This window comes from Rhizobium sp. SEMIA 4085 (assembly GCF_013004495.1).
Classification (GTDB): domain Bacteria; phylum Pseudomonadota; class Alphaproteobacteria; order Rhizobiales; family Rhizobiaceae; genus Rhizobium; species Rhizobium gallicum.
Genome location: NZ_JABEPH010000165.1, coordinates 1 through 12364, shown reverse-complemented (window position 1 = coordinate 12364; position 12364 = coordinate 1). Strand labels below are relative to the sequence as shown.

The window sequence follows — 12364 nt, the reverse complement described above, 5'->3', positions numbered from 1 at the left end:
GCACATGCCCGGCAAGACCATCGGCAACGCGCTTCTTCTCGTCCTGACCCTGTGCATCGCCTGCATGTGGGCATTCCCGATCTATTGGGCGATCGTTACATCGATCAAACCGGAGCAGGAGGTGGTATCGAAAACGACCTTCATTCCGGACGTCTTCAACTTTTCGGCCTATTACTTTGCGCTTTTCAATACCAATCTCGCCACTTGGTACATGAATTCGATCGTGACGTCGGTCACGGTCACGATCGTCGTGATCGTGATCAGCGTGATGTGCGCCTACGCGTTGTCGCAGATCGTCTTTCCGGGCCGCAAACTGCTCTACGGCATCATCCTCGCGAGCTTCATGGTGCCGTCGCAGGCTCTTGTGGTATCGCAGTTCGTGCTCATGCACCGGCTGGGCCTGATCAACACCTGGGGTGGCATCATCCTGCCGCAACTGATCGTTCCGGTGGTCGTCATAGTCTACAAGCAGTTCTTCGATTCCGTTCCAAAGGAACTGCGCGAAGCGGCAAAGCTCGACGGCTGCGGGGAATTCCAGATCCTCTTCAAGCTTTATCTGCCGCTGAACTGGGGAATTACCACGGCACTTGCGATCATTACCTACATCATGGCCTGGAACGCCTTCTTGTGGCCCTTCCTTGTCACGAGCTCGGAAGACATGATGACCGTTACCGTCGGCATTACCCAGATCAGCGATGCCTTCGGCGTCAAATATGCCCGTGACATGGCCGTCGCGATCCTCGCCGCCATGCCCGTCGCAGTTGCCTATCTGCTTTTCCAGAAGCGCGTCACACAGGCGCTGATGCTCTCTTCGGGCATCAAGGGGTAGACGAGTGAAGAACACCTTTCGGGCCGAGGTGAGAAGGCCCAGCCGGTCCGCGGCAGCTCTCCCGAGACGCGGGCCGGCACCTATAGAAAAGGCGGCGACACCGGCAACCCTGCATGGTATCAGCGAAGTACAGCCGAGAAAGACTGGAGAACCAGTAGTAGAGCATGGAGACTAAGCTTCTAACCGTCGATCCGATGAAGGATGCCGAAGTCGTACAGGCCCTCGGTTCACCGACGCGTATCGAAATCCTCAACCTGCTGCGCCAGAAAGGTCCGTTGAATGTGAACGACATCGCCGGTCACATGGGCTTGCCGCAATCGACGGCGGCGACCAACTTGAAGGCGCTGGAACAGGCAGGGCTGATACAGACGCAGACGATGAAGGCGACGAAGGGTAATCAGAAGGTCTGCTCCTGCATCTACGACGAAATTCTGATCCGTTTTGACGCCAGTGGCACAAAGTCTGCGGAAGACGTCGTAACCGTCAGCATGCCGATCGGACTTTTCACGGAGTTCGAAGTGGAGGCGCCCTGTGGCCTGTGCTCCGTCAACAATGTCATCGGCATGCTGGACGTGCAGGAAGTCTTCCTCGACCCGCAGCGCATGCAGGCCGCACTTTTATGGTTCACCCGCGGCTATGTGGAGTACAAATTTCCGAACAATGCCAAGGTCACGGGCCGAAAGATCCGCAAGGTGGATTTTTCGGCGGAGCTCAGCTCCGAGACGCCGGCGACCAATGCCAACTGGCCATCCGACATTTCGATCTGGGTGAATGGCATCAAGGCCGGCCACTGGACGTCACCGGGCGATTTCGGCGACCGGCGCGGCATGTACTCGCCGGCTTGGTGGAAGCTTAGCGGCTCGCAATACGGCAAGCTCAAGACCTGGACGATCGATGACAAGGGAACCTGGATCGATGGTGCGATGGTCTCGACACAGACGATTGCCTCGCTCGGCATTGCCGATCATCATTCCATTCGCTTTCGTATCGGCATTGACGAGAAGGCGGACAATCCGGGCGGCATGAATATTTTTGGCAAGGGCTTCGGTGATTTCGACCAGGACCTGGTGATGTCGATCTATTTTTGAGCAAACCACGGAAAAGGAAGAAGCTCGCCTCCTGTCATGTCGGCGAGCCCCATGAATGTCATCGACTTGGTCGAGTTCGGTGACAGCAGACAAACGCCGCTTTCGGCAAAAAGTTCCCCGCCTTGAGCGCGCGATCGATGCCGGCGTGAAGAAGAATGGGCAAGGCGTTGAGACCGGTATCGAGCAGATGTGTATCTGGGGACGTCGGAGAAGAACGGCGATATCGTACATCTACACCTCAAGCGACTGGAATAATCGCGAACCGGCCAGGTTCATGCCGTTTCCCTTCAGAAATTGCGGTGGCGCGCAGGTCAGTGGATGCGCTAAGAAAATGATTCAACGGGAGTTTTACCCTTGATGAAGTCGAGCCTCGATCATCTGCCGGAAAAGAAGCAGCGCGAACTGGCGCGTGTTGTCGAGATCATTCATGAGGAATTCGAGAACGCGTTGAAGGGAGGGGAGGCGGAATTCAAGAAGAAGGGCCGCATCTGGAAGATCATCCTCTTCGGCTCTTACGGTGCGCCGTGAAGGCGCGGGAGGTTATCATGCAATAAAGGCAACCTCCCAAACTAACTGGTTCTTGACCGGTGACTGGAATGTCACCCCTCTACAGAGAGTAGTAGACGGAAGGGGATCGAAAAGCTCGGCCGGGTGTCGCCGGCGGAGTGTCATCAGCAGATCGATCTTAAATGAAACGGATACGGCCCATCAGCCGTAGGCCGGGCTACCGCAGTGTCTATGGTGAGGCAACGAAGTGAGTGCTGGAAGCCTCTGTATTTACCGAACCACGCCCTTACATCGTGATGGCGAGAGGGCCAAGCAATCTGAAGCGGCGGGGCTTGTAATTCTTCGCTGCTGGATGCGCCGAGGGCGCACCCGAGGAAGGGGCACTCTCCATAACCTTTCCTCCCGCATTGTCAGGGGTAGAGCTCACCACCTACCGACACAAAGGTTAGGAACCGGAACACGGGAACTCGGATCGCCCGCCCAGCAGGAACTGGGCTAGCCGCGACGGCCGGAGAAGGACGAACCCGAGGGCGGAGCTTCCGTAGTAGTCGGAGTGCGGGAAAGCCGCGCACAGGGCGAAGGGAAGCAGGAAGACGATAGACTTGCACGACGGAGGAAGGATCTGTGGACATGGATCGCCGGGCGGATCTCGCCTGGATACTCGGCGTTCAGCGCAAACTCTATCAGTGGAGTAAGGCACATCCCGACGAAGGATGGCGCGATATGTGGGGTTGGCTAACCGATCCGCGCACGCTGCGCCACGCCTGGCGACGCGTCGCCTCGAACAAAGGTGGACGAACAGCTGGCATCGACGGGTTAACTGTGGGTCGCATCCGGAAAAGGGGCGAAGATCGCTTTCTCAAAGAGTTGCAAGCCGAACTGCGCTCCGGCGCATACCGGCCCAGCCCGGCGAGACGCAAACTCATCCCAAAGCCCGGAAAACCGGGGCAATTCCGGCCCTTGGGCATCCCCACGGTCAAGGATCGCGTCGTGCAAGGCGCCATCAAAATACTTCTGGAGCCAATCTTCGAGGCGCAATTCTGGCGGGTCTCCTACGGGTTCCGGCCCGGACGAAGCACGCACGGCGCCTTGGAGAATATCCGGGCGACTATCCAGCCGCGCAAGCGCGACGGCGATGGTCACCGGACCCGGCTGCCGTATCCATGGATCATTGAGGGGGACATCAAGGGCTGCTTCGATAACATCAACCATCACCTTCTGATGAACCGGGTTCGCTTACGCGTGGCCGACCGTCGGGTGGTCAGGCTGATCGGACAGTTCCTGAAAGTCGGCGTCATGGCGGAGGACCAGTTCATCCGCACCGAAGCCGGCACTCCTCAAGGCGGGATCATCTCACCCCTGCTGGCCAATATCGCGCTCAGCGCGATTGAGGAACGCTACGAACGGTGGGTCGAGCACCGCAGCAAGATCCGAGCACACCGGCAAGGTGATGGAGTGGCAGCGGCGCGGGGTGCGCGGCAGCGAGATGACAGAGCTGGGCTCTGCATCTGCTATCCGGTACGCTACGCCGACGACTTCGTGGTGATGGTGTCGGGTACGGAGGACGATGCCAAGGCGGAAAAATCCGCACTGGCCGAACACCTCCGCCTGACCACGGGCCTCGAATTGTCGCCGGAAAAGACAAGGGTTACGGCTGTGACGGAGGGATTCGAATTCCTTGGCTTCCACGTCACGATGCGATGGGACAAACGCTACGGCTACGGCCCCCGCGTTGAAATACCCAAAGCCAAGGCCGCCGATCTGCGTCGAAAAGCCAAACTGTGCACCACACGAAGAACAGCGCGCAGTCTTGGCGAAACACTCCAGGAAATCAATCCCATCCTGCGCGGATGGGCGAACTACTACCGTTACTGCGCCCGAGCCGGGCGCGTCTTTACCGATCTCGATTGGTATGTCGGCAAAAGGCTCTGGCTCTGGTTGCGGCGGAAACGCCCAAAGACGCACGGACGCAACATCTTGCGGGATCATCGTCTCCGCAGTCTGCGGCGTCCGACACGGCGGCTCTGGCGCGAAGGCCACGTCGAACAACATCTGCTCGCGTGGACCTCGGTCTGCCGGTACCGCTACGATTGGATGGACTCGCCTGACTTTGCCATGTCTTCTGGAGAGCTGGATGCATAACGAAAGATGCACGTCCGGTTCGGCGAAAGGCGACTAGAAACCGACTGCCGAGAGGCAGCACGGCGCTAGTCGCCTATTCTACCCCGCGGCACCTGGGTTGATGAACCCCATACGATGAAAGGATACCGTTCGGACTACGATATCCTTATCATCGTCAGCACGAAGAAATCGACCCATCCCGAATATTGGTATGCTGCCAAGCACCGGTTGATGCGCGACCGGGGCATAAAGACTCTCGTCAATCCGATCATCCATTCACGGCGCGAGGTTGGCGACGCCCTACATCAGGGGCAGCATTTCTTCTCGGATATTCGGCGAGATGGCATCGTTCTTTATGAAGTCGACCAAGAGCCGCTTCCTGTGGCGAAGATTTTGGCTCCAAGCGCTGCTCATGAGGCCGCCGCTCGACATTTCTCCGAAAAATTTTCAATGGCGAAGAATATGGCGAGGCTAGCGGACACAGCCTACAGGGATCGTATGCTGAACGAGGGCGCGTTTTTGCTTCATCAGGCAATAGAGCAGTCTTATTCTTGTCATTTGCTTGTCATGACGAATTACAGTCCCGCATCTCACAATCTAACGTTCTTGCGAGGTCTCGCCGAGGAGCAAACGCTGCAATTAGCAGAAGTCTGGCCGCGGGACCGCGCCCGCTACGAGGCTTGGTTCAACGTCATCAATGAAGCCTACGTTAAGGCCCGATATTCAAGCCACTACAGCATCACGGGAGAGGCGTTTGAGTGGCTGCTAGAACGCACTCGATCACTTCAGAAGGCTATAGAGGACCTGTGCCAAGGACGAATTGATCAGCTCAAAATTTTAGCGCTGAAAGCCCAGTGACGAAGGGCTAGCACGCAAGCGGACGCCAAATCAATCAACCATCGATAAGCGATAGTGATCGTTCGCCGCGTCCGCGATGTTCGAACCCGGGATATTCGCTTTGGCACGATCATCATCGCTCGATCACCTTTTCAGCAGACTTTCCACCACCTCGGGGCCGAGAACCTTTTCGAGGGCTTTCACCCCGTTCTTGGGCAGTCTCGATAGGCCGCTGACGATCCCCTCTTTCCACGCATCCCCTCGCTCCCATGCTTCTTCCCAAGCATCGGCCAGCTCGTCGCCATGGCGCGTCTCCACGAGGGCCTCGAAGAGCAAGGCGGCCTGCGACAGGTCCTTGTCCGCCTTCACACGTCCTAGCGTGTCCGTGAGCCTTCTGGACGACACGATCAGCTTGTGGACGGCATACCTCTCGGGAGCCGGGACGAGGACGTTCACGCCTTCGCGGAAGAGAAGCACCGTGCGAACGGGCTCGTAGATCAGGTAATCGAGGAAACGCAGGTTTTCCGCCGACGCGCCGCCGAGGGCAGGCATGGGAGACGGCTTGCCCGTGTATTCGTCCGATCCCCGGTTTCCCGTCAGGAACTCCACCCGGTAGCCCTTCGCATTCTGGAAGGCGACCACTTTGGCTTTGTCCGCCTGGTGCGGAACCGCTCGGAATTCTGGATCGACTGATTGAAGGATTTCGAGGATCGGCGGCAGGCTGTCTTGGACCCCAGCCGAGACCGCGAAATCCTGCGCGAAATCCGCGTCGCCTGTTTGCATTACAGCCGAGGGCAGCCGAACGCCGAGCATCCCCGCATAGGTGCTGAATGCCACCGACTCGATCAGGACGGCCCGCAGCCGGAACAATCCGGCGTCGGCGAGGGCCTTCGTGACGTCGCCCGCAACGGGATCGGGACCGGGGAGGCCAGCACGTCGCAGCGTGCTAACCATGCGCCTCCGCTCCCGGATGTTGTCCTTGATCTCCTTGTGGGCCTTCACCCGCTGCGTGATCGCCTCGTCGGAGTGTGGGCCGACATAGCTTCGCTTGTCCTTGCTCTCGGGGGTAGGGAGATCGAAATACCAGTAGTCGCGATCTTTGACGGTCACGGTCACGAACCATCCCTCCAAGGGGAAGTCCGCCGCGAATTGCGGATCGAGCGTCCGCTGCGTTAGCTCCGCGAACATCGTCCGGTAACTGATGTCGATCTCTCTAAACATTGACGTTTCCTTCTCGAGTGCGGCGGCCCTCTCGCCGGCAAGTTCGGTCATCAGCTCTTCGAAGCGCCGTTACCTTCTGCGAATGACATCGTCTTCGCTCATCTCACACACCGCCGTTATAAGTGTCTGCCAAGACCTTATAACTATGCTCGCTGTGTCAACGTTATAAGTCTCTGCCAAAAACTTATAACGGGTGGCTGCTACGAAAAATCCCGGAAAACCGGGGTTAAAGATGGTTGTCGTGTTCAATTAGTCCGATGGCTGATCGGCCCGCTCGTCGGCGTAGTCCAATGTCATCGGCAGCACAGCGTCGTTTGCCCGGAACCTTTCGATCAAGCGCCAGCTATTAGTGTCTGCCAAAACCTTATAACGGGGTGCGGGGAAGCTTGCGCGCGTAGCCGAAACCATCCATCGTGTCGCAATTGATGACCACACCGACGCTATCGCGATGGTCTGCTCTATTAGACGAGGCGGTGGAAGAGAAATGGCGTGAGGCCGCCGAGGCTTATTCTGCCGCGAAGGCGCGTGTCGGGGCGTTCGAGAAGGAAGTAGCTGTCCTGCAGCGGTTGACTGTAGCATTAGAGACTGCCCGGTCCGAAGCCCGCGAACTCTGTCTCAAGCCCGACATGGCAGAGCGGGGCCGCTTCTCAGACTGCTCTTCGACGACGTTTCCATCACCTTCGATGACAAGACGCTTCTGCCGCAGACTATCTTGCGCAACGGACAGGAGGAGGACGTCGATCGTCTGAGCGGTGGTATGCGTGAGCAGCTCTCTGTGGAGACACGGCTCGCCTTTGCGAGGCTTCTTGCGCGCGACGGACGACCGGCGCCGGTCATCCTTGACGACGCGCTCGTCTATTCGGATGACGATCGCATTGAGAAGATGTTTGGCGCACTCCATCGACAGTTGAGAGACCAGCAGATCATTGTTTTTCCTGTCGCCAACGGGCTTTCCAGAAGCTCGGGAGAAACATACTCCACATGTCAGAGTGGCAGCCGAGGCTTTGATCAGCAGCTCTGATTTATGGAATGAAATCAATGCTTCGTGGGCGAAGCGTTGTGTTACGCACTTCATGCAATTTTCTTATTAGCACTTTCTGGCCTCGGAGCACTTCTGGTTCGAGTCCTTTCAAGGCGAGGAGTTCGCCTCTCACCCTGCCTTTATAGTAGCCGCTTTACTCCTGGACACATAGACTGTCGCAGCGCCTCCGAAGACAGAAAATCATGATCGCAGCTTACATTGACGAATTCATCATGTTTTGCGCCGGCCTGTGGATGACAGCCGTTGGCTTTGAGTATCTGCCGCTATCAAAGAACCCGCGCAACAGATTGCCCGTAGTTCGCCACTTCAAGTGGATGGGTCCCCTGCTACTCGCGATCGCCATCATTCTGGCCGCCGCTGAACCAATGGCAGTCGACGCTTACTGACACAGACTCTGAATCACCGGCCATTACAAATAGCGACTGCGGGACATCAAGGGGCTGACGCTATAGTGCGTACGAAACTGAAGCGTCAGGTATTCGGCGCTTCCAACTCCGGTCACGCTCGCGATGTCGCCAGGTGCGAGGCGCGGTTGCGGGATAAGCGCGCGGACGATGGCGACGCGCTGAAGCTGGCCGCCGGACAATTCGTGGGGAAATTGGCCTTTCACTTCTTCAAGGGTCAAGCCGACCTGCATCAGGGCGGCATCCGCCATCCACTCCGCCTGCCGCCGGTCTGGACGATTTCCCGGCGCCGACAGATTGCGGGGCCGTCTCGAAGATAACGCTTCATTTTCTTCCGCCTGATCATGCCGGATACTTTTTCTGCGGCTTTGCAGACGATGCCGTTTGCCACCTGGTTACCAAAAAACCATAATTGCCTCACCTAGATCATACGTCGACAACAGGCATAAAGAATTGGATCAACGCTGAATGCGCATACCCAACGTTTTTCTCGGTGCATTTCTTGCAATCGTACAGTCCGCATATGCTGAAGTCGCCCCACCGCCTCTTTTGAAGCCGCTGACGCGACAGGCGCAAGCCGCCCAGTTAAGTGCGCAATTTCTTACGCGGTATAGCTACAGGCCCATTCCACTCGACGACACCTTGTCGGCCAGGGTCATGGATCGGTTCATCAAGTCACTTGATCCCGACCGTATGCTCTTCCTGCAAGCGGACATCGACAGGTTCATGTCTGACCGCAGCGCGTTAGACAATGCGATAGAACGGAAGGACTTGAAGATCCCATTTGCCATCTTCAACGCCTATGAACAGCGCGTTGTTGATCGCATGAACTACGCGCGCAACTTGCTTAAGCAGGACTTCGACTTCGGCGCACAGGAAAACTATTCCGTGCTGCGCGAAAAAGAGCCTTGGCCACAGTCGGAAGCGGAGAGCAATGAGCTTTGGCGCAAGCGCGTCAAAAGCGACTGGTTGCGGCTGAAGCTGGGCGGCAAACCCGACGCGGTTATTCGCGAAACGCTCGATAAACGTTATGAAAACACGCTCGAGCGCGCTTATAAGTTTAAAAGCGACGATGTTTTCCAGTCGTTCATGGACGCCTATTCAACGTCGATTGATCCACACACGGACTATTTCGGCGCGGCCGCTTCAGCCGACTTCAATGTCTCGATGAAGCTTTCGCTGTTTGGTATCGGTGCTGTGCTGCAGGAACGCGACGACTACACGACGATCCGTGAGCTCGTGCCTGGCGGGCCGGCGCAGCTGTCCGGCAGCCTCTCGGTCGGAGACCGCATTACCGGCGTTGGTCAAGGCAAGGATGGGGCGATCAAAGAAGTGGTGGGCACGCGCCTTGATGAAGTCGTGCAGATGATACGCGGGAAAAAAGGCTCCGTCGTGCGGTTGGACATCCTGCCGGCAGACGCTGGAGCAGATGGCACGCATCGCATTATCAGCCTGGTGCGCGATAAAATCAGTCTCGATAAGCAGGCTGCCAGGAAGGCTGTGCTGTCCGTGAAGGCGGGCGACGCCACGCGCAAAATCGGGATCATTACTTTGCCGGTATTCTATGAGGATTTTGAAGCCAAGCGCAAAGGAGACAAGGATTACAAAAGCGCAAGCCGCGACGTCGCCAAGCTTCTCGACGAACTGAAGCAGGAAAAGGTCGACAGTGTTCTCATTGACCTGCGCAACAATGGCGGCGGTTCATTGGACGAGGCGATTGATTTGACCGGTCTCTTCATCGGCAATGACCCGGTTGTTCAGCAACGCAGCAGCAACGGCAAGATCGAAGTCAAAAGCGCTGAGTTTGCAGCGCCTGTCTGGACAGGTCCGATGGGTGTCCTGATCAATCGCGGCTCGGCGTCGGCTTCGGAGATTTTTGCCGCGGCCATCCAAGACTACGGTCGAGGCGTGATCGTCGGCGAACCCAGTTTCGGGAAGGGCACCGTTCAAACCGTCATTGATCTTGACCAGACGGTTCGCAACAGCAAACCTGAATTCGGGGAGCTGAAAGTGACGATTGCCCAGTTTTTCCGGGTCAACGGCGAGACTACGCAGCTGCGCGGCGTGAAGCCTGATATCAGCTTGCCGGGCCTTTCCGATCCGACGAGCTTCGGCGAGACCAGTTATGACAATGCGCTGCCGTGGGCGCAGATCAAGCCCGCGAACTACGCTCCCGATGACACGGTCAAGACTTTGCTGCCGACATTGCAAAGCCGCCATGATGCGCGGGTTAAGGGTGATCCGGACTTCCAACGTCTGCTGCAAGACATTGCCGACCTCAAGGCGCAGCGCGAGAAAGGGGTTGTTTCCCTGAATGAAGCGGAACGTCGCAACGAAGCGACTGCTCGAAAAAATCGGTTCAAGGCTCGAGCGCAGGCAAGCGATGGCGAGGATCCTGGTGGAGATGATGGTCTGGAGGCAGATGAGCGTAGCCTGAGCGCTGCTATTGCCATCGAGAATGCCCGCAAGAAGGCAAAAGACGTCCTGCTGGACGAGGCCGTCGCCATTCTTGCAGACGAGACGGATTTGCAGGAACACGTCGTAGAGGCAGCCACAAAGCAATCGGGAGACGCGAACGGAAAATAAGTCGCACCGACCGGGGCAGCGGTATGGGAAGCTTCGCAATCGTATCTTCCGCAGCGGCATGATAGCAGAGGAAGTGCAGCGCGCGACGCCATGGCCTAATCTAATGCGCCGAAAAAGCAGGCAGGAATGCGTAACGACGATATCTTTACGACAGTTGTCATCATCCCATTTTGTCGGAATCGCCGTTGATCAGGCGTAAAGGCTGAAATAAATTAAATAAAAACAATGCGATGAGGACTGTCGTCGGGTTTGAATAATATCACCGTTATGTCGGAAACCCGCGTGAAGATCACACGCGCGAAATCGCCTTATCTCCCGCTTCGCGGGCGAAAGCCTTGAGATCAGTATCACCCAAATCGATCTGCAAAGAGATAAGACAGCATACTACCAATTATACAGTGATGCACCTCTTGGAACGCCGAGAGCAACAAACTTCCTCACATCAAGGAAGGCGCCAGATAGAATCAAATTTGACCGGCCGATCAGTGTCAGATTGCATTCTTATTCGCCGCTGCGATGAATCAAAATTCGTTCGGGTTCAGTCTCGCCCACAGATCAATTCCCGCGAGCCGCCTCAGGTAGCCTTCTAACGCTATTAGCGGTGGCCCAGCGACGCTGAGGACAGCGGTCCCCTCCCACGAAGTTTGTCGGATTAGGGTCGTCAATTTCCGAAGCGTGCTGTCTTATTTCTTTCCAGCCAGAGAATATCAAGTGAACCGTCGGAATAGTGAAGCGGTTGTGCATTTGCACAGCAACCTGGCCTGACTCCCACCTGATTCTGCTGCCGCGCTTCACCTTTATCGACAGGGCAGGGAAACTACCGTCGATCGGTGTTTTTACGTGAGCGGCACACACGAGCTCACGGCTTGGCGGTTGTATTGTTCACCGCGAATCCGAATGTCGTCGCGGGCAGCCTCCACAGCACAGGATTTTACGGCCGAAGCCGTACACCAGCTGATTGTCCTGCGGCCTTTCTAACAAAGATGGTTGGAAGGTTTCGCCGCTGGCGTGCCACCATAGCCGCAAGCAGAGAATGCCGGCCGTTTCGTCGCCATTCTTTCACACGTTTTGCAAGCATTATTTATTGACAGTTGCATCTTTAAGGCCCTGTTTTCAGTAGGTCGGAAGTTCGATTCCTTTCAAGGCGAGGAAGCTAACCCGGCATCGTCCTCCATGCCAGCTGCGGTTTGGGCTTATAGCTGCTTCGCGTCCCCTTCATAAGTCTTCGTTTATGCCGGCGAGCCGATCTACAAGTGTACCGGATTCCCCTGTGTAACCGCTCACATTCAACGTCACCATATCGTGCCCGGCCATCCGGGGATGTTCGGCAATGGCCTGTGTGAATGCCACGCCCTCCATGACTGAACGCTGTGCGGCTTCGTACAGAAGATGATGTGCGTGGTGACGGCCAATACGATCCGAGAGCTGCATCATGGCTGCTTCGGACACAATCAGGCCATTTGTGATCCCGGCGTTCTTGCTCATTGCCTCGACATGCACGTCCAGGCCATCGATCAGTCTGTCGAGTGTCGCTGCGATCGAAGCGCCGAGGATCCCGACTTCGGGGATTGCGACGTCGCTGACGTTCGAGGCTGAAGAGTCACCTTCGTCCATCCGCACCATCGAGCCGACTCCAAGGGGAAGGCGAGCCGACGTCATGCGGCAAAGGCTGATCAGCATTAGGGCTGTGGAGGGATTGCGTTTCTGCGCCATCGTCGAGCTACCCACC

At 56.9% G+C, this 12364-nt stretch carries 8 protein-coding genes and 4 pseudogenes; 9 read left to right on the top strand and 3 right to left on the bottom strand.

From position 1 onward, the window contains the following. Positions 1 to 4 precede the first annotated feature (4 nt). The 6 genes and pseudogenes from C9413_RS17345 (at position 5) to C9413_RS17320 (ending at position 5403) form a co-directional block, all read left to right on the top strand. A complete protein-coding gene (locus C9413_RS17345) occupies positions 5 to 829 on the top strand; it encodes a carbohydrate ABC transporter permease (protein ID WP_022712997.1) in 825 nt (274 codons plus the stop codon). Positions 830 to 993: 164 nt separating this feature from the next. Then, on the top strand, positions 994 to 1917 hold the full coding sequence (locus C9413_RS17340; RefSeq protein WP_040116340.1) for a transcriptional regulator: 924 nt from the start codon (positions 994 to 996) through the stop codon (positions 1915 to 1917). Between the two features lie 79 nt (positions 1918 to 1996). Continuing rightward, positions 1997 to 2275: a hypothetical protein gene (locus C9413_RS17335; RefSeq protein ID WP_133939326.1), complete on the top strand. Its 279-nt coding sequence runs from the start codon at positions 1997 to 1999 to the stop codon at positions 2273 to 2275. Then, a pseudogene (locus tag C9413_RS17330) lies at positions 2275 to 2433 on the top strand (nucleotidyltransferase); the annotation flags it as partial. The gene C9413_RS17335 and the pseudogene C9413_RS17330, both read left to right, overlap by 1 nt. Before the next feature lie 621 nt (positions 2434 to 3054). Next, positions 3055 to 4566: a group II intron reverse transcriptase/maturase gene (gene ltrA, locus C9413_RS17325; RefSeq protein ID WP_210263535.1), complete on the top strand. Its 1512-nt coding sequence runs from the start codon at positions 3055 to 3057 to the stop codon at positions 4564 to 4566. 114 nt (positions 4567 to 4680) lie between these two features. Further along, positions 4681 to 5403 carry a HEPN domain-containing protein gene (locus C9413_RS17320; protein ID WP_052451901.1) on the top strand — a complete coding sequence of 241 codons (723 nt, stop codon included), beginning with the start codon at positions 4681 to 4683 and terminating at the stop codon, positions 5401 to 5403. A 123-nt stretch (positions 5404 to 5526) separates the two neighbouring features. Here C9413_RS17320 and C9413_RS17315 read toward each other — a convergent pair whose 3' ends face one another. Next, positions 5527 to 6603, bottom strand: a complete 1077-nt coding sequence (locus C9413_RS17315) for a GSU2403 family nucleotidyltransferase fold protein (RefSeq protein ID WP_040116743.1) — start codon at positions 6601 to 6603, stop codon at positions 5527 to 5529. 464 nt (positions 6604 to 7067) lie between these two features. Between C9413_RS17315 and C9413_RS33425 the strand changes: the two are divergent. Continuing rightward, a pseudogene (locus tag C9413_RS33425) lies at positions 7068 to 7611 on the top strand (DNA-binding protein); the annotation flags it as partial. Between the two features lie 216 nt (positions 7612 to 7827). Then, entirely contained in the window at positions 7828 to 8031 is a 204-nt protein-coding gene (locus C9413_RS17310; protein WP_040116337.1) for a hypothetical protein, read from the top strand. A gap of 137 nt (positions 8032 to 8168) precedes the next feature. Here the strand turns inward: C9413_RS17310 and C9413_RS33420 are convergent. Continuing rightward, positions 8169 to 8367, bottom strand: a pseudogene (locus tag C9413_RS33420) (ATP-binding cassette domain-containing protein); the annotation flags it as partial. Positions 8368 to 8517: 150 nt separating this feature from the next. Here C9413_RS33420 and C9413_RS17300 point away from each other — a divergent pair. Continuing rightward, positions 8518 to 10635, top strand: coding sequence for a carboxy terminal-processing peptidase (locus C9413_RS17300; RefSeq protein WP_040116335.1), 2118 nt, complete (start codon positions 8518 to 8520; stop codon positions 10633 to 10635). 1215 nt (positions 10636 to 11850) lie between these two features. Here C9413_RS17300 and C9413_RS17295 read toward each other — a convergent pair. Beyond that, positions 11851 to 12364 (bottom strand): annotated as a pseudogene (locus tag C9413_RS17295) (adenylosuccinate lyase family protein); the annotation flags it as partial.